The sequence below is a fragment of the Streptomyces sp. NPDC026394 genome, assembly GCF_055567735.1.
This window is the reverse complement of the sequence record NZ_JBVHPX010000029.1, coordinates 1-26,146: the sequence shown is the minus strand read 5'-3', so window position 1 is coordinate 26,146 and position 26,146 is coordinate 1. Positions and strand designations below refer to the sequence as shown.

General features: G+C 72.3%; 24 protein-coding genes. 10 read left to right on the top strand and 14 right to left on the bottom strand.

Features of this window, described 5'->3' with window-relative positions:
• Positions 1 to 28: 28 nt before the first annotated feature.
• The gene (locus ACZ4QV_RS37680; protein ID WP_361156738.1) at positions 29 to 382 is read right to left on the bottom strand and encodes a hypothetical protein; all 354 of its coding nucleotides are present in this window, start codon (positions 380 to 382) and stop codon (positions 29 to 31) included.
• Between the two features lie 421 nt (positions 383 to 803).
• Between ACZ4QV_RS37680 and ACZ4QV_RS37675 the strand changes: the two genes are divergently transcribed.
• Positions 804 to 1,589: a GNAT family N-acetyltransferase gene (locus ACZ4QV_RS37675; RefSeq protein WP_467764071.1), complete on the top strand. Its 786-nt coding sequence runs from the start codon at positions 804 to 806 to the stop codon at positions 1,587 to 1,589.
• 12 nt (positions 1,590 to 1,601) lie between these two features.
• Here the strand turns inward: ACZ4QV_RS37675 and ACZ4QV_RS37670 are convergent, their stop codons facing one another.
• Positions 1,602 to 2,726: an alpha/beta hydrolase gene (locus ACZ4QV_RS37670; RefSeq protein ID WP_361156743.1), complete on the bottom strand. Its 1,125-nt coding sequence runs from the start codon at positions 2,724 to 2,726 to the stop codon at positions 1,602 to 1,604.
• A 498-nt stretch (positions 2,727 to 3,224) separates the two neighbouring features.
• Between ACZ4QV_RS37670 and ACZ4QV_RS37665 the strand changes: the two genes are divergently transcribed.
• Positions 3,225 to 4,367, top strand: a complete 1,143-nt coding sequence (locus tag ACZ4QV_RS37665; RefSeq protein WP_361617567.1) for a serine hydrolase domain-containing protein — start codon at positions 3,225 to 3,227, stop codon at positions 4,365 to 4,367.
• 83 nt (positions 4,368 to 4,450) lie between these two features.
• Here ACZ4QV_RS37665 and ACZ4QV_RS37660 read toward each other — a convergent pair whose 3' ends face one another.
• Entirely contained in the window at positions 4,451 to 5,038 is a 588-nt protein-coding gene (locus ACZ4QV_RS37660; protein ID WP_467764070.1) for a MarR family winged helix-turn-helix transcriptional regulator, read from the bottom strand.
• 59 nt (positions 5,039 to 5,097) lie between these two features.
• Between ACZ4QV_RS37660 and ACZ4QV_RS37655 the strand changes: the two genes are divergently transcribed.
• Positions 5,098 to 6,042 carry an amidohydrolase family protein gene (locus tag ACZ4QV_RS37655; protein ID WP_361156751.1) on the top strand — a complete coding sequence of 315 codons (945 nt, stop codon included), beginning with the start codon at positions 5,098 to 5,100 and terminating at the stop codon, positions 6,040 to 6,042.
• 83 nt (positions 6,043 to 6,125) lie between these two features.
• On the opposite strand, the gene ACZ4QV_RS37650 is transcribed toward ACZ4QV_RS37655, so the two are convergent.
• Complete coding sequence (locus ACZ4QV_RS37650; protein ID WP_361156754.1) at positions 6,126 to 6,293, bottom strand: hypothetical protein; 168 nt, start codon at positions 6,291 to 6,293, stop codon at positions 6,126 to 6,128.
• Between the two features lie 185 nt (positions 6,294 to 6,478).
• Here ACZ4QV_RS37650 and ACZ4QV_RS37645 point away from each other — a divergent pair, with 185 nt between their 5' ends.
• Positions 6,479 to 7,990: an AAA family ATPase gene (locus ACZ4QV_RS37645; RefSeq protein ID WP_361156756.1), complete on the top strand. Its 1,512-nt coding sequence runs from the start codon at positions 6,479 to 6,481 to the stop codon at positions 7,988 to 7,990.
• A gap of 48 nt (positions 7,991 to 8,038) precedes the next feature.
• On the opposite strand, the gene ACZ4QV_RS37640 is transcribed toward ACZ4QV_RS37645, so the two are convergent.
• The 3 genes from ACZ4QV_RS37640 to ACZ4QV_RS37630 all read right to left on the bottom strand — a co-directional run bounded on the left by ACZ4QV_RS37640 (position 8,039) and on the right by ACZ4QV_RS37630 (position 10,304).
• Positions 8,039 to 9,049, bottom strand: coding sequence for a MarR family transcriptional regulator (locus ACZ4QV_RS37640; protein WP_361582697.1), 1,011 nt, complete (start codon positions 9,047 to 9,049; stop codon positions 8,039 to 8,041).
• Between the two features lie 254 nt (positions 9,050 to 9,303).
• A complete protein-coding gene (locus tag ACZ4QV_RS37635) occupies positions 9,304 to 9,483 on the bottom strand; it encodes a DUF397 domain-containing protein (RefSeq protein ID WP_361583141.1) in 180 nt (59 codons plus the stop codon).
• A gap of 5 nt (positions 9,484 to 9,488) precedes the next feature.
• Positions 9,489 to 10,304 (bottom strand): helix-turn-helix domain-containing protein, encoded by an 816-nt coding sequence (locus ACZ4QV_RS37630; protein ID WP_467764069.1) that lies wholly within the window; start codon positions 10,302 to 10,304, stop codon positions 9,489 to 9,491.
• A gap of 93 nt (positions 10,305 to 10,397) precedes the next feature.
• On the opposite strand from ACZ4QV_RS37630, the gene ACZ4QV_RS37625 reads away from it, so the two are divergent.
• The 3 genes from ACZ4QV_RS37625 (at position 10,398) to ACZ4QV_RS37615 (ending at position 13,854) form a co-directional block, all read left to right on the top strand.
• Positions 10,398 to 10,853, top strand: coding sequence for an ATP-binding protein (locus ACZ4QV_RS37625; protein WP_361156764.1), 456 nt, complete (start codon positions 10,398 to 10,400; stop codon positions 10,851 to 10,853).
• Positions 10,854 to 11,056: 203 nt separating this feature from the next.
• Positions 11,057 to 12,283: a cytochrome P450 gene (locus ACZ4QV_RS37620; RefSeq protein WP_361582694.1), complete on the top strand. Its 1,227-nt coding sequence runs from the start codon at positions 11,057 to 11,059 to the stop codon at positions 12,281 to 12,283.
• Positions 12,284 to 12,333: 50 nt separating this feature from the next.
• Positions 12,334 to 13,854 carry a tryptophan 7-halogenase gene (locus ACZ4QV_RS37615; RefSeq protein ID WP_361582691.1) on the top strand — a complete coding sequence of 507 codons (1,521 nt, stop codon included), beginning with the start codon at positions 12,334 to 12,336 and terminating at the stop codon, positions 13,852 to 13,854.
• 32 nt (positions 13,855 to 13,886) lie between these two features.
• Here ACZ4QV_RS37615 and ACZ4QV_RS37610 read toward each other — a convergent pair whose 3' ends face one another.
• The 4 genes from ACZ4QV_RS37610 to ACZ4QV_RS37595 form a co-directional block, all read right to left on the bottom strand.
• Entirely contained in the window at positions 13,887 to 14,591 is a 705-nt protein-coding gene (locus tag ACZ4QV_RS37610) for a response regulator transcription factor (RefSeq protein ID WP_361156771.1), read from the bottom strand.
• A gap of 55 nt (positions 14,592 to 14,646) precedes the next feature.
• Positions 14,647 to 15,969: a PspC domain-containing protein gene (locus tag ACZ4QV_RS37605; RefSeq protein ID WP_361582688.1), complete on the bottom strand. Its 1,323-nt coding sequence runs from the start codon at positions 15,967 to 15,969 to the stop codon at positions 14,647 to 14,649.
• Between the two features lie 269 nt (positions 15,970 to 16,238).
• The gene (locus ACZ4QV_RS37600; protein WP_467764068.1) at positions 16,239 to 18,200 is read right to left on the bottom strand and encodes a serine/threonine-protein kinase; all 1,962 of its coding nucleotides are present in this window, start codon (positions 18,198 to 18,200) and stop codon (positions 16,239 to 16,241) included.
• A gap of 248 nt (positions 18,201 to 18,448) precedes the next feature.
• Positions 18,449 to 19,588, bottom strand: a complete 1,140-nt coding sequence (locus tag ACZ4QV_RS37595; RefSeq protein ID WP_361582682.1) for a winged helix DNA-binding domain-containing protein — start codon at positions 19,586 to 19,588, stop codon at positions 18,449 to 18,451.
• A 199-nt stretch (positions 19,589 to 19,787) separates the two neighbouring features.
• Here ACZ4QV_RS37595 and ACZ4QV_RS37590 point away from each other — a divergent pair, with 199 nt between their 5' ends.
• The 3 genes from ACZ4QV_RS37590 to ACZ4QV_RS37580 all read left to right on the top strand — a co-directional run bounded on the left by ACZ4QV_RS37590 (position 19,788) and on the right by ACZ4QV_RS37580 (position 22,652).
• On the top strand, positions 19,788 to 20,813 hold the full coding sequence (locus tag ACZ4QV_RS37590) for a helix-turn-helix transcriptional regulator (RefSeq protein WP_361582679.1): 1,026 nt from the start codon (positions 19,788 to 19,790) through the stop codon (positions 20,811 to 20,813).
• Between the two features lie 100 nt (positions 20,814 to 20,913).
• Positions 20,914 to 22,434 carry a PspC domain-containing protein gene (locus ACZ4QV_RS37585; protein WP_361582676.1) on the top strand — a complete coding sequence of 507 codons (1,521 nt, stop codon included), beginning with the start codon at positions 20,914 to 20,916 and terminating at the stop codon, positions 22,432 to 22,434.
• Positions 22,431 to 22,652: a hypothetical protein gene (locus ACZ4QV_RS37580; protein ID WP_361156786.1), complete on the top strand. Its 222-nt coding sequence runs from the start codon at positions 22,431 to 22,433 to the stop codon at positions 22,650 to 22,652. The genes ACZ4QV_RS37585 and ACZ4QV_RS37580 overlap by 4 nt, the downstream gene beginning before the upstream one ends.
• 74 nt (positions 22,653 to 22,726) lie before the next feature.
• Here ACZ4QV_RS37580 and ACZ4QV_RS37575 read toward each other — a convergent pair whose 3' ends face one another.
• The 3 genes from ACZ4QV_RS37575 to ACZ4QV_RS37565 all read right to left on the bottom strand — a co-directional run bounded on the left by ACZ4QV_RS37575 (position 22,727) and on the right by ACZ4QV_RS37565 (position 25,948).
• Positions 22,727 to 23,272: a DoxX family protein gene (locus tag ACZ4QV_RS37575; protein ID WP_467764067.1), complete on the bottom strand. Its 546-nt coding sequence runs from the start codon at positions 23,270 to 23,272 to the stop codon at positions 22,727 to 22,729.
• Between the two features lie 246 nt (positions 23,273 to 23,518).
• Positions 23,519 to 24,775 carry a hypothetical protein gene (locus ACZ4QV_RS37570; protein ID WP_361156819.1) on the bottom strand — a complete coding sequence of 419 codons (1,257 nt, stop codon included), beginning with the start codon at positions 24,773 to 24,775 and terminating at the stop codon, positions 23,519 to 23,521.
• A 327-nt stretch (positions 24,776 to 25,102) separates the two neighbouring features.
• A complete protein-coding gene (locus tag ACZ4QV_RS37565; protein ID WP_361582673.1) occupies positions 25,103 to 25,948 on the bottom strand; it encodes a class II aldolase/adducin family protein in 846 nt (281 codons plus the stop codon).
• Positions 25,949 to 26,146: the final 198 nt, after the last annotated feature.

The following is a 26,146-nucleotide window of genomic DNA, read 5'->3' as shown; positions in this document are numbered from 1 at the left end:
CCCCCGGCAGGCCCTCGTCAGTCGCCGCTCACGTCCACAGCAGGGCGATGAAGATGTTCACCATCGTCAGCAGCCCCACGGCCAGGAACAGGGGCTTCTCCACCTTCTCCTCGTCGCGCTTCACGTAGACCAGGCCCAGGATCACCACCAGTACGCCGAGCTTGACGCCGAGCTTGACGTTGTCGAGCGAGTGGTCCTGGGCCTGGTTGAGGCCGACCAGGGCGATGCCGGTCACCAGCATCGTCAGCGCGCCGTGCAGCATGGCCGGCGTGAAGCGGGCGGTGCCCGCGCTCATCGGCTTCATCTGGGTGAGGAAGCCGCCGAGCAGCGAGGCGATGCCGATGATGTGCAGACCCACGAAGACCTTGGTTACTACGTCCATAGTGGTGGAGCGTAGCCCCCGCACGACACCGCTTCTAACTTAGGTTTACCTCTCCTGGCGTTCCGGTCGCAGCTCGTGCTCAGCCCGCTCCCGAGGCATACGGACCCGGACACCCGCGCCCATCACCGGACCGGAAACGAGCAATACCCGGCATCCGGCCGCCTTTCCGGGCTCCCGAGGTTTAGCGTCCTTCATCAGGCGGCCGACTCCCCACCGCCGCCGGATTCCGCCCCGGCGGTCGTCGGCCGTCCCCGCCGAGAGGAAGGGCGGCGGCCCGCTCCCCCTGTTACGGGCCGCCGCCCGACCCAGCCGCCCCGGATACGTACGGGCCGAGCCGGGCGGCCCGGACGCGTACGGGGCCGAGCCGGCCGGTGCGGATACGGACGGGCGTCGCGAGGCGCCCCGTTCTAAGATCGGCCGCATGAACCTCCCTATAGACAACCCCCCTATAGATACGACCGGTTCACCCCACGCTTCCCCCGCGCCCCTCCCGTCCCACCTCCAGGACCTCGTCCGGATCTGGGTGCACGGCTGGACGCGCTGCCGCGGCACCGCCGCCCCCGTCGCCACCCGAGGCGGCTTCCACGTCGAGATCGACCGTCCGGGCCAGCCGGGCCGCTACGTCTTCCCCGCCGCCGACCCCGACGTCCTGCGGAGCCTCACCGCCTCGATCACCGCCCCCAACCTGTGGGTCAAGGTCTGTGCGCCGCGCGCGGTGATCGCTCCCGTACTGCCGTCCGGCTGGGAGTTCGACGAACCGCAGTTCCTGATGTCCGCCACGCTGGTCACCCCGGGCGGGCCCCCGGCCCGCCGCCCCCAGGCCCCGTCCGGCTACTCGGTCGAAACGGTGGACAAGGACGGCGACGGCATCATCGACTGCCGTGTCCTGCACACCGCGACCGGCGATCTCGCCGCCCGGGGCCGGGCCGCGGTCACCGACGTCTGCACGCCCGCGGCCGCGATATACGACATGATCCACACCAGTGCGGAGCACCGCCGCCGCGGTCTGGGCGGCCTCGTCATGAACGCGCTCTCCGCGCACGCCGCCGAACTGGGCGCCGTCCACGGCATTCTGGTGGCCAGCCCGGAAGGCCGGGCCCTCTACCGCTCACTGGGCTGGCGGCTGCACGCCCCGGTCACGGCCGCCCGCATCCCGCCGCCACCGGGCACCGGGCCCGGCGCCACGCCGCCGCCCGTCAGGACGTGAGCACACCCTCCGTCAGGGCGTGACCACACCGCTGAGCCACCGGAAGACCTCCGGGATCTGGTTCTTCCACACGGCCGTGCCGTGGCCGCCCGCGCCCGGCGGGATCAGCTTCACCTTGACCGTGGTCGGGTTCCGGGCGAGCTGCTTGAGGGCGAGCCCGGCCTCGTAGCCGTCCCCGGACGCGCCGGAGACGTAGAGCGCGGTACGCGGCGGCTTGCCCGCCTTGTTGGCGGACTTGAGGATGGTGACCGGGTTGCTCTCGATACGGAGCTTGGGGTCCTTGCCGGCGAGCGAGGCGGGCTCCAGCTTCGGGTCGTTGAAGCCGGAGAGGCTGACGGCGGCGCGGTAGCGGTCGGGGTGGGCCAGCGCGAGCTTGGTGGCGCAGTGCGCACCCGCCGAGTAGCCCGCCAGCGCCCAGGACTCGGCCTTCTCCTCGGCCCGGAAGTTGTCGATCACCATCTGGCGTACGTCGACGCTCAGCCAGCTGTCGGCGTTCGCCTTGCCCGGGATGTTCACGCAGCCGGTGTCCACGCTGCCCAGCAGGGTGGTGCGCGGCGCGACGAGGATGAAGGGCTTGATCTTGCCCCGTTCCATCAGCGACTTGAGCTGCTGGGGCGCCTTGAGCGTGCCCATCCAGGACTTGGCGGAGCCGGGGAAGCCGGGCAGCATCTGCACGACGGGGAACTTCTTGTCCCGGTACGCCGGGTCGTCGTACTGCGGCGGCAGCCAGACGTACACCTCGCCGCTCACACCCGAGATCCGCCCCTTGAACTCGCCTTCCTGGACACCCGGCCCGACCACCGAGTCCTTCGGCGGCCCGAACTTCACCAGTTGCTTGGGTTCGTCCTTCAGCTTCAGCCCGCCCAGGCCGTCCGGACCGAGGTCCTTGGCGGCTTCGACGTGGTCGGACGTACCGAGCAGGTCGTCCCAGTTGTCGTAGAGGCTGTTGGCGTTGTTGACGGCCACGAACACCAGCGTGATCGCGGTGGCCTGGGCGAACAGCAGCATGCCCAGGCGCGCCAGCCCCCGTACGAACTGGGGGCCGCGGACGCGGCTCCACAACGCGAACGGCAGCACGACGGCGACGACCAGCAGCGCGATCGCAGTGAGGAAGAAGGGCGTGCCCGTCAGACTCATCGGGGATCTCGCTTCCAGGGGATGGTGCGGCGTGGGCATGGTTCTGGCCCTGCCGTCGGCAGCGAGCCTCTCCGCAAGATTAGATGGTCATCCGACAGCCCTCGGTTGCCCCCCTGGGAACCTTCTTTGCGCACCTCGGCCGACGGGTGTCCGCGCGGGATAAACCTGACAATCGTCATACGAACGTGTGAGCGATGCAGTACTGAAGACAGATGTGCAGAGGCGTTGCGGCCGGAAAAATCGCGGACAAGCCGGAAACCCGGCGGTCCGAAGACCGGCAGGGCTCCCCGAGCCCCCGGTCACGACCTGACGGAGATCACCATGCCCCTGCACTCTCCGAGCCGCCCGAGCCGCCGCCGGTTAAGACTGGCGGCCACCACCACGGCCGCCACACTGGCCCTGCTGGCACCGGCCCTCCCCGCCTCGGCCGCCGGGCCGGACGCCCCGCGCCCCGCGCCCGCCTTGTCCGCTCTCTCCACCGCGCCCGCTCCTCCCGCGGTGACGGCCCCGCCGCACGCCACCGACCCGGGCCCCACCAGCCCGGACTCCACCGGCCTGGACCGCAAGGCGCTGAACCAGACGTTGCGGAAGCTGCACGACGTAGGCATGTACGGCGCCTACTCCGCCGTCCGGGACGGCGACGCGTCCTGGCAGGGCGCCTCCGGCGTCGCCGACGTACGGACCGGCCGCCCCGCGACGCCGCAGCTCCGGCACCGCATAGGCAGCATCACCAAGACGTTCACCGCCACCGCCGTGCTCCAACTGGCCGGGAAGGGCCGCATCGATCTGGACGCGCCGATCGGCCGCTATCTGCCCGACCTCGTCCCCGGCGCGCGCGGCCGGGCGATCACGGTACGGATGCTGCTCAACCACACCAGCGGGATCGCCGATTACGCCTACGCCATCTGGCAGAAGCCGGAGGATCTGGGGGCGCGGCGCTTCCACCGGTGGGACCCGCGCGAGCTGGCCGGGCTGGGCCTGGCAGCGCCCCCGACCGGCAAGCCCGGCGAGGTCCACCGCTACGCCAACACCAACTACGTGATAGCCGGGTTGCTGCTCCGCAAGGTCACCGGCCAGGCGCCGGAGAAGTTCATCACCGACCACGTCATCCGCCGGGCCGGACTCCGGCACACCTACTTCCCGGCCTCGCCCCGGATGGCCGGGCCGCACTCCAAGATGTACGAGGGCCTGCACGGCGAGTTCGTCCCGCCGCGTGACTTCAGCGTCTACGACATGTCCTGGGCCGGTACGGCCGGTTCGCTGGTCTCGACGATGGACGACCTCAACCGCTTCTTCCGGGCCCTGCTGACCGGCAAGCTGCTCGGCCCGGCCGAGCTGCGCGAGATGCAGACCACGGTGCCGACGGAGGCTCCCCGGCTCCGGTACGGGCTCGGCATGTTCTCGCTGGATTCGGACTGCGGCCGGTTCTGGGGCCACAACGGCCTGGTCATGGGCGCGGCGACCGATTCCTTCTCCAGCCCGGACGGCCGGCGGCAGATCTCCCTCGGCACGAACCTGGTGCGGTACTACGGAATCGAGGCGGACGGCACCACTCCGACCGTGGGCCCGATCGACTACGCCAAGGCCGCGCACATCGGCCAGGCCCTGTGCGGCACTCCGGCCCAGGGCGCGGGGGGTTAGGCAGAAAGAGGGGGCAGGAAAAGGGGAGGGGGCGGGGCTGGACGGATCGGAGTCCCGCTCCCTGCCCGGCAGGCAGGGTCAGCTCAGCCCTCCTGCTCCGCCGCCGCCCCGGCCATCCCACCTGCCCCACCTGCCCCACCTGCCCCACCTGCCCCACCTGCCCCACCTGCCCCGGAGATCATCTCGCCGATGATGCCGGCGAGGCGATGCATCTGTGCGGCGAGTTGGCGCCGCTCCTCGGGCGCGAACTGCGACAGCGCGGCGTACTGGCGTGCGCGCAGCCCGGCCTGCATGGCGGCCAGGCGTTCGGCGCCTTCCTCGGTGAGGCGGACGAGGACCTGGCGCTCGTCGTGCGGTGCGCGGCGCCGGTCGACCACGTTCTTGCTCTCCAACTGCTGCAGCATGCGGGTGGCAGTGGGGACGCTGATCTCGGCGTTGGCGGCCAGGCGGCTGACCGGCAGGCCCTCGCGCCGGCCGTCATCGGCCAGCGCGGCGAGCAAGGACATCTGCGACATGGACAGGCCGGCCGCCTCCGACCGGCCGACCGTGGCCGCCCGTGAGCGGCGCATCGCGTAGAAGAGCCGATCGGCGGCCTGGGCCAGCTCCTCGATGTCGGGCTCCACACGCGGGGCAGCGGCACTGCCGGGCCGGGCTTCGGTCGTCTCGCTCATAACTGTTAGCTTACTAAAGGAAAATCGCTAGCAAGCTAACCATTAGGAGGCGAAGCACCATGTCTTCTCCCGCTCGCATCGATGTCCACCAGCACATCGTCCCGCCCGTCTGGGCCCGGACCCTCGCCGCTCAGGGCCTCGACTCCGGCGGCTGGGCCATCCCGGACTGGAGCCCGAGGAGCGCCATCGCGATGATGGACCAGCAGGGCATCGCCACCGGCGTCCTGTCCGTCACCGCTCCCGGCGTGCACCTCGGCGCCGACGCGCAGGCCCGGGATCTCGCCCGCGCCGTGAACGAGTACGGCGCCGAGGTCGTCAAGGACAACCCCGCCCGCTTCGGCCACTTCGCCAGCGTCCCGCTGCCCGACATCGACGCCGCCGTGGCCGAGGCCGTGTACGCGCTGGACGTCCTGCACGCCGACGGCGTCGTGCTGCTGTCCAATGCCCGTGGGCGATACCTGGGAGACCCCGGCTTCGAGCCGCTGTGGGCCGAACTCGACCGCCGCGCCGCGAACGTCTTCGTCCACCCCGCCCAGCCTCCGATGCCCCTGCTCCCCGGCACCCCCGCCCCGCTCGCCGACTACGTCTTCGACACCACCCGCAGCGCCCTCGACCTCGTACTGAACGGCGTCATGAACCGCTACCCCGACGTCCGGGTGATCCTCTCCCACGGCGGCGGCTTCCTCCCCTACGCCGCCTACCGCTTCTGCGGCCTGACCTCCACCGTCGTCGCCCCCGACCGCAAGTCCGAGGACATCCTGCGCGACCTGAAGCGCTTCTACTTCGACACCGCCCTGTCCGCCAGTCCCAGCGCCCTGCCCTCGCTGCTCGCCTTCGCAGAACCGGGACACGTCCTGTACGGCAGCGACTGGCCTTTCGCCCCTCAGGAGGCCGGGACTTACTACAACCACTTCCTGGAGTCGTACCCGGACTTCACCCCCGGGCAGGAGGCAGCCGTCAACCGCAAGAACGCCGAACGCCTCCTCCCCCGCCTCGCCCGCTGACCCCTCACGCGGAAGGCCGCGAAGCCCGAGCAGTACACCGACGCCAAGGCACCGGGCGCCGGCCGGGGAGCCGGAGCGCCGGGTCAGGAACGGCGCTCACGGCTCAGCCACAGGCCGGTGCCCGCGATGAGCGCGCCGACGCCGCACGCCACACTCAGCAGGATCTGCTGCACACCGTCCTGGACCATCGCGTTGACGTACACGTTGGCCAGCAGACAGACAGCGAGTACGAGCCAGAGCAGAGCCTTCATGAGATTCCTCCATTGCTGCGGGGCGGGCCCGGGGCCCGGTGGTGGGATCGGGTGCAGCAATGACTCTTCCGAAGCGTGACGGTGACGACGATGGGCCCGACCCCCCTGTTCGGGGTGCATCCGACACCACCCTCGGCAGAGGTTAGGAATACACTCCTTAGGAGTGCGCTCCTAAGGAGGTCCCCGTGTCGCGTGACGCAGCAGTACGCAAACCGTCACTCGTCTTCGATCGCGGCGCCGAGTGGGAGGGGCTCGCCGCCTTCGTGCGCCGGCCTCTGGCGCACGCCATGCTGGGGATCGTCAGCGGCAGACGGCGGATGGGAAAGACGTATCTGCTGCGGGCCCTCGTCGAGCAGTGCGGTGGGTTCTACTTCGGGGCGACGGCCGGGACGGAGACCGAGTCCCTGCGCCAGTTCAGCTCCGCCCTGGCCGAGCACGCGGGTTCGCCGGTGCCCTTCTCCTTCGCCACCTGGGACGACGCGATGTCCTACCTCTTCGGGCTCGCCGCCCCCGGGAAGCGGGCCGAACCGTTGCTCGTGGTCATCGACGAATTTCCGTACCTGGCGAAGGTTTCCCCGGAGCTGCCCTCGCTCATCCAGCGCGAGATCGACCGCTGCCAGGTCGAAGAGAGCCGTATGCGCATGCTTCTGTGCGGCTCGGCCACGTCGGTCATGGGCGGTCTGCTGGCCAGTACGGCGCCGCTCCGGGGGCGGGCACAGCTCGAACTCGTGGTCCGGCCCTTCGGGTACCGGGCGGCCGCCGACTTCTGGGGGGTCGGTGATGAACCGGCGCTTGCGGCCAGGCTCCACGCCGTTCTCGGGGGAACGCCCGCGTACCGTCGCCAGTTCCTGGCGGACGACGTTCCGGCGGGCCTGGACGACTTTGACGACTGGATCTGCCGTACGGTCCTCTCGCCGTTCAGCCCGCTCTTCCGGGAGGCGCGCTACCTGCTCGCCGAGGAGACGGACATCCGCGACACGGCGCTCTACCACTCGGTTCTCGCCGCGGTGGCCCAGGGCAACACGACGCGAGGGGGCATCGCCGGATACATCGGCCGCAAGTCCGTCGACATCTCCCACCCGCTCAACGTCCTGGAGGACAGCCATCTCCTCAGGCGCGAGGCGGACGCCTTCCGGCCCGGCAAGTCGCAGTACCGCAGCACCGAACCATTGATCAATTTCTACGAGGCGGTCATGCGGCCGGCGTGGGCGCAGTTGGAGAGCGGCCAGGCCGCGGAGGTCTGGGCCCAGTCGGCCGAGCGGTTCGCGGCACAGGTGGCCGGACCACACTTCGAGACCGTGTGCCGGGAGTACGTCCTCGGGTCCGGGCGGTCCCTGCTCGGTACGGCGCTGGGACAGATCGGCAGCGGCGTGGTGACCGACCCGAAGGCGCGTCGGCAGATCCAGGTCGACGTGGCGGTGGTCGAGCCCGGGTCGGGAGGCACGAGGCCGTCGGTCTCTCTGCTCGGGGAGGCCAAGTGGGGCACGGTCATGGGGCTGAACCACCTGGAACGGCTCGGCCGGGCCCGGGAGATACTCGCCGGACGAGGCATGGATACGACCCGATGCGGGCTCGCGTGTTTCAGCGCCGCCGGGTTCAGCGACGCCCTGCGCGCCGAGGCCGAACGAGGGGACGTCCTGTTGATCGGCCTCGACGAGCTTTACGGACGCGCACAGCCGAAACCGCTCCTGTTCTGATGCACCGGGCGTGGCATTCGCTTTCGTGACGCGAAGCGGGGCCTTCGGTCAGGGGCGGGAGTGAGAGCGGGAGCGGCAGAGGGCGGCGAGTTGGTGGGTGCGTTCGGCGCGGAGGTGTTCGGCGGCCGGGTCGGGTGGCGGTGAGTCGCCTCGGCAGGGGCGGCAGAGGCCACCGGGGAGGGTTTCGGGGCGGCCCGGTACGCCGCACTCGGTGCATTCCAGGATGCGGGCGGGGGCCTGGGAGGGGGCGGTTCCGCCCGGTGGGGGGAGGGGCGGGGCCGGGGGAAGTTTGGCGGTGAGGCGGGTGCGGGCGATGGCGCCTGCGGAGTACACCTCGGGCGGCAGGCCGGCGGTGAGCGCGGTGACGAGGTGGGCGCTGGACACGCCCCGGGCCAGCCACTCGGCCGCGTGGCCTTCGAGTGCGGCGCATTCGGCGGCGGAGAGGATCATGCGGGGGTCGGCGGTGCCGAGGGCGGCGAGGGCCGCGTACGCCGGGGAGGGGGCCGGTGGGGCCGGGAGGGGGTCGGCGGGCACCGTGCGGCGGGAGGACGGCGGTCGCTCGTCCGGTTGAACCTGCGGGAGGGGCGGGGACGACGGCTCCGCGGCCGGGGTCAGGGCCGGGGACGGGCCCGGGGGCGAAGGTGGCGGGGCGGGTGACTGTGCGGGCGTGCCGACGGTCAGGAAGTGGTGCCACCAGGTGTCGTCGCGGGCGGTGCGGGTGAAGTACGTGCGGTAGACCCACTGGGAACGGCCGTTGCCGACGGTCTCCTGGACGCGGCGCAGGTGGCCTGCCGTCGAGAGGCGGGTGAGGGCGGAGCGGACGGCTTGCTGGCCGTAGCGGGGCTGTGCGGCGGCGAGGGTTTTGACGTCCATCGCGGCGCCGTCCGGGAGCCGGTCGATGAAGGCCCCGAGATACGCCTCGCGTTCGGGGAGGTGGGCGAAGTCGCCCCGACGGGAACGTGCCTGGTCAGGAGCGCTTCGCTTGCCGTAGCCGGCGGCGGCTTCGGGGTGTGGGGGTACGGGCGCGCAGAGTGCCGTAGTAGGTTTGGCGTCAGCCACGAGATCGCTCTTTCCGATCTTGGAGGTCAGACCCCGGTTCGGTGTTGGTAGCACCAGCCGGGGTTGCTTATTGCTCGCAACGCGCAACCGCTGCTCGCTGTCGCGACGGTAGAGCCTCGCGACGCTCGGTGGCAAGCCGGTCACGAGAAGTCATTCGCGCTGGTATGCGCGGGGGTTGGGAGGGCGGGCGGGTTGTCCCAACCCACCCGTTCCTCAGAGAAGGAGCTCGACGCCCGACGCCCGGAGCTCGGGTTTCAAGCGACGGAGGTAGCGGCGAACCCTATGAACGCCTCCCAGGCGTGGGCGGGGATGGCGAGCTGTGAGCCGGTCGCGTCCTTGGAGTCACGGACGCGGACGCCGTGGGGGTGGACGGCTACCTCGACGCAATTTGCGCCTTCATCGTCGCTGTAGCTCGACTTGACCCACAGACACACAGCGCTCACAGCTTCTCCGCCGCCTCTCTGATGAATTGCATCGATTCCTCCGCACTCAGGGCTTGCATGCGGATCACGCCATATCGCTGAGTGTGGTCGCTGACCTTGTCAGCAGTGCCGCACAGGACGCTTGTGCCTTGCGCCTCAGTGTACGAGTAGAGATTGTGCTCAGCAGTCTCCAGCAGCACCAACGGGCCGCTGAGTGCGGGGTACGCCGGGCGCCCCTCAGGCAGCACCTGCACGGAAACATTCCGCAATTCGGCCACCTCCAGCATGTGGTACATCTGGCGCTGCATCACTGTTGCACCCCCCACCATGGTCCGCAACACGGCTTCGTAGACGATGAAGTTGAACAGCACCGTAGGGTTGCTCGTGAGCATTTCAGCGCGTCCCAGCCTGCTCGTGACTCGGGTATCGACCGTCTCGTCATCCAGTGGCGGGCAACGACCGCTGATCAACGCCCGTGCGTACTCCTCGGTCTGAAGCAAGCCCGGGATGAGGAGGCTTTCGTACGAGTGCAGCGCGATGGCGTCTTTTTCAAGGGCCATGAACTCGTGGCTGCGCTCCGGATGCTTCTCCGGCTTCAAGTACTCCTGCGCCGCCTCCAACAGGCCATGTGCCCCGCACATCTGATCCGCAACCTGGAGCAGGCGCAGCGTCGGCCTCCGGCGGCCCTGTTCCATGGACTTGACGTACTCGGCGTCGTAATTCGCCTCGTCGCCGAGCTCCTCGCGGGAAAGTCCCGACTGAGTGCGCCACAGTTTGATTTGGTTCCCGCAGTAGCGCCATGCCATGGGCGGCTGCGAAAGTTCGTTGGGCACCTTGCCCGCCTTTCTCCGGCACGACCGGTACAGCCTGGTGCGTACCCTTGTCGCGGCTGCTGACGGTACGCCCGCGTCGACAGGCTCGGGGTTGTGAACGACGGAAATTCCCCCCTCCAGAATGAATGGTGGCTGCCGCGCCACCCCCGGAGCGCGCGGCGGGCGCGTAAGTACCTGCGTGAACTCGCGGAGGTGTGGCAGTTGCGGGCCGAGGCGACCGATACCGCCGTGCTCATGCTCAGCGAGCTGACGGCCAACGCCTGTGTGCATTCACGTGCCCCGCGCGGCCGTTACGTACGGGTGCGGTGCCTGCTCCACGCGGGACGGCTCCGTATCGAGGTGTCCGACGCCGGTTCCGCGATGCCCGAGCCCCGGGCGGCGGGCTTCTACGACGAGGACGGACGCGGGCTGGCGCTGGTGGCAGCGCTGGCGGACGAGTGGGGGGCGTATCCGCGTCCGTACGGGATCGGAAAGGTCGTGTGGTTCGAGCTGGGAGACTGCCTCGGCTCGGCGCCACTGCTCCGGGAGACGGCGGATGAAGTCCAGTAGCGGGGTGCGGAACGCCTCGCCCATCGCTGGGACTTCTGCGCCGTGGCGTGTGCCGGGGCGGGGGCCGGGGGATGCTTTCCGCCCGCGCACGCCACGATCACTGTCGCCGGTGGTTTCCCGTGTGCCGCCGCTTCCGCCGTCAGTGCCCGGGCATGGTTCCAGAGCCGACGAAGCGACGGGTCCCTGCTCAAGGTGGTGAACTCATGTCGCGTCCACCTGACATGGCCGCCCCCGAGCCCGGACCGGGAAACCAACCGTGCCCGTCCCCGTTCCCGATGCCCGCACCGGGCAGTGTGGGCCCGCCGCCGGAGTACGCGGTGCTGCGCCGCAGTTGCCCGCTCGCGCGCGTCGCCACTCCGTTCGGTGCTCCGGCGTGGTGCGTCACCCGCTACGACGACGTGCGGAAGCTGCTCGCCGACGACCGGTTCGTCCGGCCGACCATCGACGACTGGCCGCTCGACGCGGACGTCACCGCGCGTGGGCCCGGCCTGGTCACCATGATGGAACTCGACGGGCCACGGCACGCGGCCCTGCGCCAGGCGCTGGCGGAACCGTTCAGTGTCCGCGCGACCCGGCAACGGCGGCCGTCCCTCCGCGCCACCGCCGACCGCCTGTTGGGGCCGATCACCGCCGACGGGCCGCCCGGCGACCTCGTGAGCGGCTTCTGTGAGCCCTTCCCGCTGCTGGTGGTGTGCGAACTGGTGGGCATTCCCTATGCCGAACGCGCGACCTTCCTCGCCGCGGCGGACGCCGCGCTCGGCGCGCTGGTCACCCTGGCGGAAGGCCGTGAGGCCACCCACCAGCTACGTTCCTACATGTCCTCGCTGCTGGAACGTCACCGTCGCGCGCCCGGCGGGGACATTCTCAGCTCCCTCGTCGAGGCCGGTGAGCGCGGCGCGGTGGACGAGGAGAGCGTGCTGTCCTTCGGACTGTCGATGCTCGTGGCCGGTTACCGCACCACCACCATGTTCCTGGCCAACGCCGTACTGGCCCTGCTGGCCGAGCCGGACCAGTACGAACGGCTGCTGGACGACCGCGCGTTGCTGCCCACCGCGGTCGACGAACTCCTGCGCTTCCTCCCCGTACAGAACGGCGTCATCGTCCTCCAGGCCCGGGAGGACGTCGCGGTGCACGGGCACACCATCCGCGCCGGCGAGGCGGTACTGCCCGTACTGGCCGCCGCCAACCGCGACGAGGGGACGTTCCCGGAGGCGGACCGGCTGGTGCTGGACCGGCAGGCCAACCCCCACCTGGCCTTCGGGCGGGGCCCGCACAACTGCATCGGCGCCCACCTGGCACGTGCCCAGTTGAGCGTCGGCCTGGAAGCCCTGCTCGACCACTTCCCCCGGCTCCGCCTCACAGGTCAGCCCCCCACCTGGGAGGACCACTCGCCCGTACGGTCACCGCTCACCCTGCCGGTGACCTGGTGACGTACCGCGGGCCCCGGACGCCAACGCAAGCACAGGAAGGAAGACACCTCATGTCGTCGGATACCGCGCGCCCCGAAGAGTTCGATGTCGTCGTGGTCGGTGGCGGGCCCGGCGGTTCCACCACCGCCGCCCTGGTCGTCATGGCCGGACACCGCGTCCTGCTGCTGGAACGAGAACACTTCCCGCGCTATCAGATCGGGGAATCCCTCCTGCCCTCGACCGTCCACGGCATCGGGCGCCTCCTGGGCGTGGACGGCGTCCTGCGCGAGGCCGGATTCATGCGCAAGGGCGGCGGCACCTTCCGCTGGGGCACGTCCCCCGACCCATGGACGTTCTCCTTCGCCGACTCCCCCGGCCTCGGCCCGTCCATGGGCTACGCGTACCAGGTGGAGCGGACACGGTTCGACGCGCTGCTGCTGAATCACGCCCGGCAGGTCGGGGCCGACGTACGCGAAGGCTGCACCGTGCGGCACATCCTCCGCGCGGACGGCCGCGTCCACGGCCTGGCCTACCGCACACCGGACGGCTCGGCGGCCGAGGTCCGCGCCCGCTACGTGGTGGACGCCTCCGGCAACACCGGCCGCCTCCACCACGCGGCCGGGGGCGAGCGGGTGTACTCCCCGTTCTTCCGCAACATCGCGGTCTTCGGCTACTTCGAGAACGGACGCCGGCTGCCCCCGCCGAACCAGGGCAACATCCTGTGCGCCGCCTTCGACAGCGGCTGGTTCTGGTACATCCCGCTCAGCGACCGCCTCACCAGTGTCGGCGCCGTCGTCCACCGCGAACACGCCGACCAGGTACAGGGGGACCCCGAGCAGGCGCTGTCCAAGCTGGTGGGCCGGTGTCCTCTCGTACGGGACCACCTGGCCGACGCCCGGCGCGTCACCGAGGGGACGTACGGCACCGTGCGGGTCCGCAAGGACTACTCCTACTGCGACACGCGGTTCTGGGCGCCGGGCGTCGCGCTGGTCGGCGACGCCGCGTGCTTCATCGATCCCGTCTTCTCCTCCGGCGTGCACCTGGCGACGTACGCCGCCATGCTGACCGCCCGCTCGATCAACACCGTCCTGGGCACCGGGATGGACGAACGCCGGGCCTTCGACGAGTTCGAAGCCCGCTACCGCCGCGAATACACCGTCTTTCACGACTTCCTCGCCGCCTTCTACACCATGCAGGCCCCGCGAGACGCCTACTTCCGGCAGGCCCGCGAGCTGACCGGCGGGCAGGCGGGCGCGATGGCCTCCTTCATCAACCTGGTGGGCGGACTGGCCTCCGGCGACCGGGCACTCACCGACGCCGAGCAGGTCACCGACCGTCTCGGGACCGCCGCACGGGTGCTGGACGCATCCGCCCACTGCTACCAGGCGTCCACGGACGGCGACCCGTGGGACGAGAGCCCCATGCTCGGCGAGACCTTCGCACAGAGCGACCTGCTCGCCGAGCAGGGAGCCACCGGCGGCAGCTTCGCGGAGACGGCCCCGCAGCTCCCGGGCGGCCTGGTCGCCACCGCGGACGGCCTCCACTGGACGGAGCCCGGCCCGCTCGCCGGTCCCCGCCCCGCCGGTACGTGAACGAGCGGCCGTCTACCGCGAAGCCGCCTCCGTCAGACCAGCCGCCGGGCCGTGGCCCACCGGGTCAGCTCGTGCCGGTTGGAGAGCTGGAGCTTGCGCAGCACCGCCGAGACGTGCGACTCGACCGTCTTGACCGAGATGAACAGTTGCTTGGCGATCTCCTTGTACGCGTAACCCCGGGCGATCAGGCGCAGCACCTCGCGCTCACGCTGGGTGAGCCGGTCCAGGTCCTCGTCCACCGGCGGGGCGTCCGTGGAGGCGAACGCGTCCAGCACGAAGCCGGCCAGCCGCGGGGAGAAGACCGCGTCGCCGTCGGAGACCCGGAAGACCGCGTCGACCAGGTCCGTACCGGTGATGGTCTTGGTGACGTAGCCACGGGCGCCGCCGCGGATGACGCCGATGACGTCCTCGGCGGCGTCGGACACGGACAGCGCGAGGAAGCGCACCGGGCGCTCGGGGTCGGCCATCATCGAGGCGGAGCGGCGCAGCACCTCGACGCCGCCGCCGCCCGGCAGGTGCACGTCCAGCAGGACGACCTCGGGGCGGGTGGCGGTGATGACCGTGACGGCCTGGTCGACGTCGGCGGCCTCGCCGACGACCTCCACACCGGTCTCTTCGGTACGGCCGATCTCGGCCTGGACGCCCGTACGGAACATCCGGTGGTCGTCGACGAGGACGACGCGCACCGTGCGGGCGGGGCCGCCGGTCTGGTCGTCCTGTGCGGCGTCACTGTTCATCTCGTCCGTCCGTCCCTTGTCGGCGTTGGCTGCGGCGGTGCCACCTCATCATCCGTCATCCTTCCTCCGGCAGGCGCTCCGCCTCCAGCTCGACCACGGTGCCGCCGTCCGGCGCGGAGCGCAGCCGGGCCGTGCCACCGTTGCGCTGCATCCGGCCGATGATGGACTCCCGTACGCCCATGCGGTCGCCGGGCACCGCGTCCAGGTCGAAGCCGGGGCCCCGGTCCCGTACGGAGACGAAGACCGCGCGGCCCTCCACCTCGGCGTACACCTGCACGGCGCCGCCCTCGCCGCCGTACTTGGCCGCATTGACCATCGCCTCGCGCGCGGCCTGCATCTGGGCGCCCAGCCGCTCGTCCAGCGGGCAGTCACCGACCACCACGACCTCGATCGGCACCCCGTGGTGGTCCTCGACCTCGGCCGCGGTCTTGCGCACCGCCTCGGCGAGGGTGTCCGGCTCCTGCTCCTCGTCCTTCCCGCGGCCCTCCGGCTTGTAGAGCCAGGCGCGCAGTTCGCGTTCCTGGGCGCGGGCGAGGCGGGCCACCTCGCGCGGTTCCTCCGCGTTGCGCTGGATCAGGGTGAGGGTGTGCAGGACCGAGTCGTGGACGTGCGCGGCGACTTCGGCCCGTTCCTGCGCGCGGATGCGCATCAGGCGTTCCTCGGACAGGTCCTGCGTCATGCGCACCAGATACGGGCCCGCGAGCAGCGCGATACCGACCAGGACGGCGAGGGCGGCCTGGAGCACCGAACCGAGGTGCCGGACCGAGCCCTGAAGGACGACGATGCCGGTCACCCCGACACCGACCAGGACCACACCGGCCGCACCACGCACGACCGGCAGCACCCCCTTGCGGCGGCCCATCTCCAGCCACTGCGCGCGCCGCGCGTTGTCCGCCTGCCGCCAGACCAGCGCGACGCCCGCGCCGATCAGCAGGATCGGCCACACGTAGGCATTCGCCCGGCCCAACTGGAAGCGGGACGCGACGAGGGCCGCACCGGCGAGCAGGGTGAGCAGCGCGAATATCTGCCCCTTGTCGGCCTTCCGGCCGCCCGCCACCCGGCCCTTACGGCCCCACGCCAGGCACCCGGGAGCGGAGACGGACGCCTTCGCGCGCGCCGCGTCCACGCCGCCGACACCCAGCGGCACGATGAACCAGAAGGCCGCGTACAGCAGCGCGCCCATGCCCTCGGCCATGAACAGCGCGACGAACACGACCCTGACCCAGGACACCGGCAGCCCCAGATGCCCGGCCAGCCCGCGCGCGACACCGCCGAGCATCCGCCCGTCGGCGCTGCGGTACAGCTTGCGCAGGGGCGGGTCGTCGGGGTCGGGCACCGGGGCGTAGCTCGCCTCGGGCCGGGTCGGCGCGGTGGTCATGACACCGATCGTCACACGTGGGGCGGCTGCGGGGCATCAGGGTCGACCCTGACGGCACCCCTAAGCGTCGGTGACTGTGGGTGTGGGTGGGGTGGGGCTTTCGATACGGGGGCGGAGGTGGGACGGGTGCCGGGTTCAGGTACCGGGGCGGGGGCCGGGCTCGGACACCGGGGCGGGTGCCGGGTTCGGATACGGGGTGGGCCACGGCCGGAGCCGGTGACAGGGCGCCCCGTACCCGGGGCGTCCCCGGGCGGTCCCTCGCCGTCCCGCTACTGCTTGCGGTCCTCGGGCAGCTCCAGCCCGGCCAGGACGTTGTCGAAGACCTTCTTGTACCGGCCCCATTCGGCGTCCGGCGCGGAGAGGTAGACCGCGTACTCCTTCTCGCCGGGCCGGCCGAACCCCAGGTCGATGGCCCGGAAGTCGCGCTTGCTGCCCGCCCACCGCCACTCCCACAGCGCGGCGGGCCGCCCGCGGAAGACCGTGTCCTGCATCCGCAACTGCTGGTATCCGGGGAACTTGCCCTCGCTGAGGGCGTTGCGCTCGTTGTCCTTCCAGTGCTGGAGCGGGTTCGCGCTCGCGAAGTCGAGGACCTCGATGCGCAGGCCGACCAGTTGGTTCGGGTTGAGGTAGGTGGAGCCGTTGCCGTTCGCCTGCCGCTGGCGGGTCCAGCCGTCGGGCACCGGGACGGTGACGTCGGCCGCCGGGTCCTTGACCCAGTGGTACCCGTCCGGCAAGGGCCGCGGGGTGGGCTTGGCGCTGGGCTTGGAGGGGGCGGGCGTCGGCACCTCGGTCTGCGGGGTGCCGCCGTCGGACGCCTGCGCGTCCCCGCCGCCCGGTCTGAAGCCGAGGGCGTACAGGGTGCCGCCCGTGACCGCCAGTACGGCGACGACGGCGACCGCGCTCAGCAGCAGCGTGCGGCCGCGCTTGCGCTTCTTGCCGGAGTCGGGGACGGCCGGGTCGGTCGTCGTGCGGTGGACCGGGGAGGTCGGGCCCTCCACGGGGAACGCGGCGGCCGCGCCGCCCGTGGTGGCCATGCTGCCGGTGACGGCCGTACCGTCCGCGGCCGGGGCCGCCGGGTGGTACGCGCCGGGAAGCGAGGGCGGCGACTGGGCCGGGACCGGTGCCGGTGCCGCGTACGGGTTGCCGGGGGCCGGGCGCGGGGTCGTGTCCGGGTTCGGGTGCGCGGCCGAGGGGCCCGTGGCCGTACGGGGGTCCTGGACCGGTGACGTCATGCCGCCCGTCGCCGCGGTGCCGCTGCCCCCGGCGGTGTCCCCTTCGCCCGCCACGCCCGGCACACCCGGATTGCTGCCCGATGTACCCGATATGCCAGGGGCGCCGGTGGCACCGGGCGTGCCGGACGCTCCCGACATGCCCAGCCACGCGGTGTCCGTGTACGCGGTCGGTGTGCGCAGCGCCTGTTCCACGGCCTCGGCCGACGGGCGGTCCGCGGGCTCCTTCGCCAGCAGCGCCTCGATCAGCGCGGTCAGCGGACCGGCGTTGCGCGGCGGGTCCAGCGGGTCGACGGCGATCGAGTACGCCGTCTCGACCGCGGTGAGCTTGCGGAACGGGGGCCGCCCCTCCATCGCCTGGTAGAGCGTGGCGCCCAGCGCCCACAGGTCGGCCGCCGGACCCGGCGTATGGCCGCGGACCCGCTCGGGGGCGAGGTAGTCGATGGAGCCGACCAGTTCGCCGGTCTTGGTGAGGGTGGAGGTACCGGTGGCGACCGCGATGCCGAAGTCCGTGAGGACGACCCGGCCGTCCTCACCGAGCAGGACGTTGCCGGGCTTCACGTCACGGTGCAGGACACCGGCGGAGTGCGCGGCCCGCAGCGCGGTGATCATGCCGCGGCCGATCCGGGCCGCCTCACCCGGCGGTACCGAGCTGTTCGCGAGCGTGGCCTCCTTGATGACGTCGCCGAGCGTCACCGACGGCACGTACTCCATGACGATGCAGGGCAGACCGGCGTCGTCGACGACATCGTGGACGCTGACCACATTGGGGTGGTTGATACGGGCGGCGGCCTGCGCCTCGCGGCGGGTGCGCTCGTTGCGGCGGGCCAGCTCGTCGGCGTCCAGTTCCGGGGAGACGTGCAGCCGCTTGACCGCCACCTGGCGGACGAGCAGTTCGTCGTGGGCCCGCCAGACGGTGCCCATACCGCCTCGGCCTATCTCCTCCACCAGGCGGTACCGCCCGGCGACCAGTCGCCCGTCGTCCACCGCCGCCTCCGTCACCGCGCCGCGCCCCTTCGGTTCCCCCCGTACACGTGTCCGGCGCAACGATAGTCGTCCGCCGGCCGTCCGCAGAGGGGCGGGGCGCGATCATCGGACACGTACCGGGACATCCGTCCCCCAACCGGAACCCCACCGGAACCGGGCCGGAACCCGGCCGGTGTCGAGCGGAGGCCGAGCCGGAACCCGGCCGTGAACCCAGCGGGGATTCCGGCGGGGATTCCAGCGGTGATCTCGGCTTCGGGGAGGGGTCAGTCGCGCTCCGAGCCGATCCGCACGCTCCGGCTCCCGCCGTCGGAGAGGAACGCCGCCAGCGCCTCCCCCTCCTCCCCCACGGCCGCGCGCTCGGCCCGGGAGAAGCGGCGCAGCGGGGAAACCGTCACGGTGCCCTCCCGGGCCGTCCAGGTCGCGGCGACCCGGCCGTCCACCAGGACGACCCGCTCACCGGCGACGGACAGGCCGCGGTGGGCGTCGTCGATGATCCGGCCGCGGTCCTGGTAGCCGAGGATCGCGTTGTCGAAGGCGGGCAGGAACCGCACCGGAGCGGGCGTTCCGGGGTCCGGGCGCGGCGCGTCGGGGAGGTCCAGCAGTTCCCGGCCGCGCTCGTCGCGGAAACCGACCAGTTCCTCGCGTACGGCGGCGACCGCGTGCGGCAGCCCGGCCAGACCGCACCACGCGCGCAGGTCGGCGGAGGCGGCGGGGCCGAAAGCGGCCAGGTAGCGGCGTACGAGGGCTTCGCCCACGGGGTCGGAGGCGGCGGGCGCACCGGGGACCGGCCTTCCCGTACCCGCGCCGTCCGGTGCCGGCGGGGCGGGTTCGCGGCCCAGCCACGAGGCGAGCGGCACATTCCGTACGCCTGCCTTCGTACGCCACAGGCCGCGCGGCGGCAGTTGCACCATCGGGATGAGCGCCGCGACCAGCATCTCCCCCAGCGGCCGCGGCCCCGGACCGGGCCAGCGGCCGGCGACGGCCCGGGCCAGCTCGGGCATCGAGCGGGGCTCGCCGTCGGCCATGACCGCGCGGCCCGCCGCGGCGAGTTCTTCGAGGTCCACCCCTTCCAGCTCGCGGCGGTAGGTCCCGAGGACCCGCTGCCGCAGCATCGCGTCATGGCGGCCGCGCCAGGCCAGGACGTCGTCGGCGGTGAGGAGGTGGACGGTGCGGCGCATGAGGTGGGTGCGGACGACGTGGCGTCCGGTCAGCAGGTCGCCGAGCTGCGCCGGGGCGAACGCGGACAGCCGCGACCAGAGGCCGACGAACGGTTCCTGCGGCTCCTGCGCCTGGAGGCCGCACAGGTGCGCCACCGCGTCGAGGGCGGGCAGGTCCGCGCGGTCGAGGAGCAACTGCCGGGCGAGCGTGGCCCGGTTGAGCGCGCGGGTGTCGAGAACGGTCATCTGCTTCCTCGCCTTGTGCGTGCGGGCTCTGGGAGTGGTCTCGGAGCGGCTTCGGAGGTGCCCTCGGGAGCGGCTTCGGGAGCGGTCTCGGAGCGGCTTCGGGAGCTGCCAGGTCTGCGCGGATTCTTGGCCCAGCGGCCCCCACCCTGGCGTAGGTGGAGGACAGGTTGTGTCCTCCACCCGAGGCAGGATGGGCGCCATGCAGAAGACATCGGCGCGCCTGCTGTCCTTGCTCTCGCTCCTCCAGGCACGCCGGGACTGGCCGGGAGCGCTGCTCGCCGAGCGGCTGGGCGTCAGCCCGCGCACCGTACGCCGCGACGTCGACCGCCTGCGCGAACTCGGCTACCCCATCGCGTCGGCCAAGGGCCCCGACGGCGGATACCGGCTCGACGCCGGATCGGACCTCCCCCCGCTCCTCTTCGACGACGAGCAGGCCGTCGCCCTCGCCGTCGCGCTCCGGATCGCCACCACCAACGGCGCCGGTGTCGAGGACGCCGCGGCGCGCGCCCTGCACACCGTCCGGCAGGTGATGCCCGCACGGCTGCGCCGCCGGATCGACTCCCTCCAGGTCACCGCCGTCGAACCGCCGAACGCGCGGCCGAACCCGCAGGTCGACAGCGGCGTCCTCATGGCGCTCGGCGCGGCGGTGCACGCCCGCGAAGTGCTGCGCTTCGACTACGTACCGGTGTCGCCACCGGAGAACGGCCGGGGCGACGAGGGCCCGCCGCGCCGGGTGGAGCCGCACCACCTCGTCACCTGGGCGGGCCGCTGGTACCTCGTCGCCTGGGACCTCAACCGCGCGGACTGGCGCACGTTCCGCGCCGACCGGATCGCCCCGCGCACCCCGACCGGCCCCCGCTTCACCCCGCGTGAGCTGCCCGGAGGCGACGTCGGCGCCTTCGTCCTGAACAGGTTCCAGGGCGCCGACGGCGGTTCGGGCGGCTGGCCCTGCCGTGGCGAGGTGATCCTCGCCCTGCCCGCGGACGCCGTGTCCCGGTACACCCGGGACGGCATCGTCGAGGAGCTGGGCCCGGACCGCTGCCGGCTCGTACTGGGGTCCTGGTCGTGGACCGCGCTGGCCGCCGCTCTCGGCAGGTTCGACGCCGACATGGAGATCGTCGGGCCGGAGCGGCTCCGGGAAGCCTGCGCACGCCTGGCCCGCCGTTACACCGCCGCCGCGGGCGGTACACCCGGTGGCCGTCCGCGTACGCGTCCGGTCCCCTGACCTGAAGGCCGTCCGCCGCCCGCCCCACCAGGGCGATCTCAGGGACCAACCAGGGTTCCCACGGATGCCGTCCGCCCGACCCGCTTGCCACCATGGGCCCATGAACGATGCCGCGCCCGCCGAGGAGACGACGGGCCCCGCCGGGGCCACGTCCGACTCCGCAGGCATCCCGCCGCCCGCCGACGCACCGGGCCGCCAGGCTCCGCAGGTCCCCCTGCGCCGCAGCCGACGGCACAAGGTGGTCGCCGGTGTGTGCGCCGGGCTCGGCCGGCACTGGGGCCTGGACCCGGTGATCTTCCGGATCGTCCTGGCCGTACTGGCGGCCTCCGGGGGCATCGGCCTGATCGCGTACGGCTTCGCCTGGCTGCTCGTCCCGCAGGACGGCGACGACGAGAACGAGGGCCGCAAGCTGCTCTCCGGCCGCGTCGAGGGCACGGCACTGACCGCGCTGCTCTTCGCGCTGGTCGGCTGCGGCTACTTCCTGACCTCTCTCGCCAACCGCGGCGTGCTGACCTTCACCGTCATGCTCGCGCTGGCCGTGGGCGGTTCGGCCTACTGGTCGCGGCAGCGCCGCGCGGAAGGCACGGACGGCCCGGGAACCACCGCCCCGGCCACCGCGCAGGCCGTCGTGGACGCGCCGCCCGAGACGACGGCGCCGCCCACCCGGAACACCCCGTCCTGGTGGCGGGACCCGCTCTCCAAGGAAGGGACGGCCGGCGTGGGCTACCTCTGGGGACCTAGCGACACTCCGTACGGACACGAGCAGGCGCACGCCGCACACGGGACGGCCGGGGCGGTGGGCCGGCCCTCCGGCGCGACCGCGTGGGCCGGGCGCGAAGGGCCGTCGGCCGGCCCACCGGTCCGGCGCCGCCGGGCGGGCCGGCCGATCGGCGGCTGGACGTTCCTGCTGGCACTCGTCGCGGGCCTGGCGACGGGCGGGGCCGCCGCGGACGCCCACCCGCTGAACACCGCCCTCGTCGCCGGGCTCTCCGCCGCACTCGTCGTCTTCGGCCTCGGCCTGGTGCTCAGCGCCTGGTGCGGACGGACCGGCGGCGGCACGGTCTTCATGGTCGTCCTGACGTCCCTGCTGCTGGCGGGCGCCTCGGTCATGCCGGACAACATCACCGCCGACTGGCGCAACCGCGTCTGGCTCCCGATGGACACCGCCTCCGTGAGGCCGAGCTACGAACTCGGCGCAGGGCGCGGAGAGCTGGACCTGAGCCACGTACCGTTCAAGAACGGACAGACCGTACGGACCAAGGCCACCGTCGGCGCCGGGCAGCTCAGCGTGACCGTGCCCGACGGCGTCACCGCGCGGCTGCACATCGACGTGAAGCTCGGCGACGTCCGGCTGCCGGGCGAGACGCCGGAGGACTTCAACCTCCAGGCCGACCAGGACCAGACCGTCACGCTGCCCGCGACGGGCCTGAAGAAGGGCGAGAAGCCGCACGGCACGCTCGACCTCGACCTTGAGGTGGGCGCTGGACAGGTCAACGTGGAGCGGGCCGCTCCGCAGTCGGGGGAGCAGTCGGAGAAACAGTCGGCGGGAGAGCGCCGAGCAGCGGAGCAGCAGGCGGAAGAGCAGGACACGGGAGAACAGCAGACGGGAGAGCAGTCGTGAAACGCCACCGCTTCGAGCCCGCCCGGCTCCTCACCGGCCTGACCGCGCTGGGCGTGGGCGGCGCCTACGTGGGCGAGGCGGCCGGAGCCTGGGACCTGCCCGGCGCGTTGCCGGTGCTGGCCGTACCGGCGGGCCTGTGCCTGTCGGGCATCACGGCGGCCGTCTGGGCGGCCGTACGCCGTCACCGGGCGGCTCCGGCGGGAGACGGCCGGGAGTAGCGGCCGGGATCAGCGTGTTCAGGGCCCGTTGCCCCGAAGGCCGGTGAACCGAGGAGGCGGGCTACGGCAGCCACTCACCCGAACAACTGCCGCCCCTGCCTGCCGCGCCGCGCCGCCAGGGCCGCGTCCAGGGACAGCATCGGTGCCCCGGCCAGCACCAGCGGCAGCCACGCCATCAAGTACGCCAGGTCGTTGCCGTAGTAGTACGGCTCGGCCGACCAGCTCACGGTGAGCCACAGGCTCAGCGAGATCAGTGCGCCGCCGAGCGCGGCGACCCGGGTGAACAGCCCGGCGAGGGTGCCGATGCCGACGGCCAACTCCCCGGCGGCGATGGCGTAACCGAAGCCCGCCGGGTTCTTCAGGGCCAGGTCCACCAGGGCGGGAGCGGCCGAGGTGTCCCGTACCTGCCGCATCAGCTCGCCGACCGAACCGGCACCGGTGGAGGCGAAGAAGGCCGGGTCGGTCAGCTTGTCCAGGCCCGCGTAGACGAAGGTCACGCCGAGGAAGACGCGCAGCGGCAGCAGCGCGTACCGCGCCATCGCCTGCCGCGGGCCGCCTCCCCTGCCCGCCCCGGCCCCGCCCAGGCCGCTGCCGCCGACCGCACGATCCGCATGAGACATGGCGTCCCGCCTCTCCGTCGTCGCCGGACGCGGACGATGGGGTGCCCGCGGCCAGGTGTTCCACGAAGGGTACGGACGGCGGCTCATCCGGCGTTCAGCGCGGCGCGCCGGTGCGGTACGCCGGCCGGGCGGGGGTCGATGCCGTACACCGGTGCGGCGGGCTTCGGCCTCGTACACCGGTCGAGCGGGCTGCGGTCCCGTACGCCGGTCGAGCGGCTTCGGCCTCGTACGCCCGTCGAGCGGTCCTCAGTCCTGTACGTCGATCGTGTAGGCGTTCGTCTCCGCGCCCGCCGCCGTGACGACCCTGATCTCCACCCGGCCCGGTTCGACGTCCGCCGGTACGGGCACGGTGAGCACGCCGTCCGTCGGATTGCCGAACCCGCCGGCGACCGGCACCAGCGGTACGTGCACATGGACCGCGCCGATCCGTACGACGGTGCGCGCCAGCAGGTCCGCGCCCTGCGCACCCGGCGGCACGAAGCCGGTACCGCGGATCTCGATGTCGTCGCCGATACGGATGGGCGCGGCCAGGTCGCCCGGCTCCCGGGCCCGGACGACCGACAGCACGACCGGACGGCCGCCCTCCGCGTACTTGCCCGCCACGTACGTCACCGCGCCCACCACCACGACGACGGCGAACGCCCACGGCAGGTCCGGCAGCCGGGACGGGTCGCGGGCCAGCCGGACCACGGCGAAGGACACGGCGGCCACGTTCAGCAGCAGGAACTGGGTGTCGGTGAGGCTGCCGCGCCCCGCGTCGTCCGTGAGCAGGTCGGCGGCGCGCGGCCGTTCCGCGCGCACCTTCTGGAGGCGCCGCCCCTGGATGCGTACGGCGACGACCCGGCGCACCAGCACCGCCACCGCGCAGGTCACCGCCAGGACCGTGAGCAGCCCGGCGCCGCGCGGCAGTTCGAGGCCGTCCACCAGCGCCTGGCGCGCGTCCGCGTCCGTCACCAGCGTCAGGTGGACGGCCTGCACGAGGACGGCGTACGCCACCAGCAGCAGCCAGCCCGCCGCCACCGTGCGCGAGGTCGAGAGCCGGTTGTCCTCACCGATCAGCGGCGCCAGCAGACCGCCGCGCGCCCGGTGGCGCCATCCCGCGCCCGTCAGGGCCAGCGTCAGGACCACCGCCGCGGCCAGTCCCGCCGTACGCGGCGCCGTCCAGCCCGTACCGATCGCGGTGACCGCCTGCATGATCACCAGCACGGCGATCCCGGCCCACAGCACCAGCAGCGTGCGCCGCCACACCGCGTCCAGCCAGGACGCGCCCTCGGCGGCGGCGCGCTCGGCGACCGCGCGGGCCGACAGCGCCAGTTCGTCGGACACCCACTGCCGCGCCGCGCCCGCCGAATGGGCCAGCGCGGCCGGCACACCGCGGCCCGCGGCGTACTCCTCGCGCAGCGCCACGAACGCGGCGACCGCCCTGCGATGCCCCTCGCGTGCGCCGCGCGGGCACTTCCCGCAGGTGCAGTCACCGCCGTAACCGTCCGCCCCGGCCGCCACGGGCGGGCCCGCCGCCGTCCCGGGCCCCGAAAAGCCCTCGGTCCCTCCGGGCGATCCGGACGCCCCCGTCGTCCCACCCGCCGTCTCCACCGACACGTCCGCTCCGCCCAGCCACCAGTCGCCGCCAACTCCACCGTACTGAGAGGAAATTGTGCCGCACGTGACGAGGGCGAAAAGCCGGGCGGGCGGCTTTACGGGCGGTGACGGGCCCGGCGGAGCGGTGACGGGCGGTCCGGCAGGTTGACGTGGGGCCGTACGGGGGTCGCGCGGGGGCCGTACGGACGCCACGCCGGAGCCGAACAGAGGCCGCGCGGAGGCCGTACGGGCTCAGCCGAGCAGGTCCGGTTCGCTGCGCGTCATCTGCTGGTACAGCGGCTGGTAGTTGATCCACGCCACCAGGTCGTTGCCCAACTGCTCCCGCGTGTGCACGGCGTTCGCGTGGTCGATCAGTACGGGCTTGCCGGCGGCCCGCGCGGTCAACTGCACCTGGCAGGAACGCTCCATCGTGATGAACCACCAGGCCGCCGCGTCCACCGAGTCGCCCACCGTCAACAGGCCGTGATTGCGCAGGATCACGGCCTTGTGCCGGCCGAGCGCGACCGCGATCCGCCGGCCCTCCTCCTCGTCCACCACGACGCCCGTGTAGTCGTCGAACAGCGCATGGTCCTCGTAGAACGCGCACACGTCCTGGGTGATCGGGTCCAGCAGCTCGCCGAGGGTGGACAGGGCCCGGCCGTACACCGAGTGGCTGTGCGCGGCGGCGACCACGTCCGGGCGGGCCCGGTGGACCTGCGCGTGGATCGCGAACGCCGCCTGGTTGACGTGGTGGCGGCCCTCGACGACCTTGCCCTCGTGGTTGACCAGGATCAGGTCGCCGACCGTGATGTGCTTGAACGACATCCCGAACGGATTCACCCAGAAGCAGTCGGTGAACTCCGGGTCCCGGGCGGTGATGTGGCCCGCCACCCCCTCCTCGAACCCGAACCGCCCGAAGAGCCGCAGCGCCGCCGCGAGGCGTTCCTTGCGGTGGCGGCGCTCCTCCTCGACGGTCGCGTGCTGCGGCGGCAGGGCGAAGTGCAGTTGGTCGGTGGGGACCGGGGTGGGGGCGGAGGCAGGGGTGGTGGCGGACGGGGTGTTCGTGGAGGTCGGGGTGGACGGCGTGGGCTCGGACATGGCGGCTTCCTCCTGACGCGCGTACAGCTCGCAGCGGAAGCTACCTGCCGGTAGTAGAGGTGAACAGGGGGTGGCACCGCTTTTCCGTCCCGGCTCGCCACGGCCGCGTGGGCGTTAGCGGGGTGTTAGCGGTGCGGCAGCCCGGCGCCAAGGCCGGTGGACAGAGTGGGTGACGTACCGAGGAGACCACGGAAAACC

Coding starts and splice junctions, on each gene's coding strand:
- ACZ4QV_RS37655 (WP_361156751.1), top strand. CDS start 5,098: ATGTCTTCTCCCGCTCGCATCGATGTCCACCAGCACATCGTCCCGCCC.
- ACZ4QV_RS37620 (WP_361582694.1), top strand. CDS start 11,057: ATGTCGCGTCCACCTGACATGGCCGCCCCCGAGCCCGGACCGGGAAAC.
- ACZ4QV_RS37595 (WP_361582682.1), bottom strand. CDS start 19,588: ATGACCGTTCTCGACACCCGCGCGCTCAACCGGGCCACGCTCGCCCGG.
- ACZ4QV_RS37575 (WP_467764067.1), bottom strand. CDS start 23,272: ATGTCTCATGCGGATCGTGCGGTCGGCGGCAGCGGCCTGGGCGGGGCC.
- ACZ4QV_RS37615 (WP_361582691.1), top strand. CDS start 12,334: ATGTCGTCGGATACCGCGCGCCCCGAAGAGTTCGATGTCGTCGTGGTC.
- ACZ4QV_RS37675 (WP_467764071.1), top strand. CDS start 804: ATGAACCTCCCTATAGACAACCCCCCTATAGATACGACCGGTTCACCC.
- ACZ4QV_RS37590 (WP_361582679.1), top strand. CDS start 19,788: ATGCAGAAGACATCGGCGCGCCTGCTGTCCTTGCTCTCGCTCCTCCAG.
- ACZ4QV_RS37670 (WP_361156743.1), bottom strand. CDS start 2,726: ATGAGTCTGACGGGCACGCCCTTCTTCCTCACTGCGATCGCGCTGCTG.
- ACZ4QV_RS37660 (WP_467764070.1), bottom strand. CDS start 5,038: ATGAGCGAGACGACCGAAGCCCGGCCCGGCAGTGCCGCTGCCCCGCGT.
- ACZ4QV_RS37650 (WP_361156754.1), bottom strand. CDS start 6,293: ATGAAGGCTCTGCTCTGGCTCGTACTCGCTGTCTGTCTGCTGGCCAAC.
- ACZ4QV_RS37565 (WP_361582673.1), bottom strand. CDS start 25,948: ATGTCCGAGCCCACGCCGTCCACCCCGACCTCCACGAACACCCCGTCC.
- ACZ4QV_RS37605 (WP_361582688.1), bottom strand. CDS start 15,969: ATGACCACCGCGCCGACCCGGCCCGAGGCGAGCTACGCCCCGGTGCCC.
- ACZ4QV_RS37680 (WP_361156738.1), bottom strand. CDS start 382: ATGGACGTAGTAACCAAGGTCTTCGTGGGTCTGCACATCATCGGCATC.
- ACZ4QV_RS37585 (WP_361582676.1), top strand. CDS start 20,914: ATGAACGATGCCGCGCCCGCCGAGGAGACGACGGGCCCCGCCGGGGCC.
- ACZ4QV_RS37610 (WP_361156771.1), bottom strand. CDS start 14,591: ATGAACAGTGACGCCGCACAGGACGACCAGACCGGCGGCCCCGCCCGC.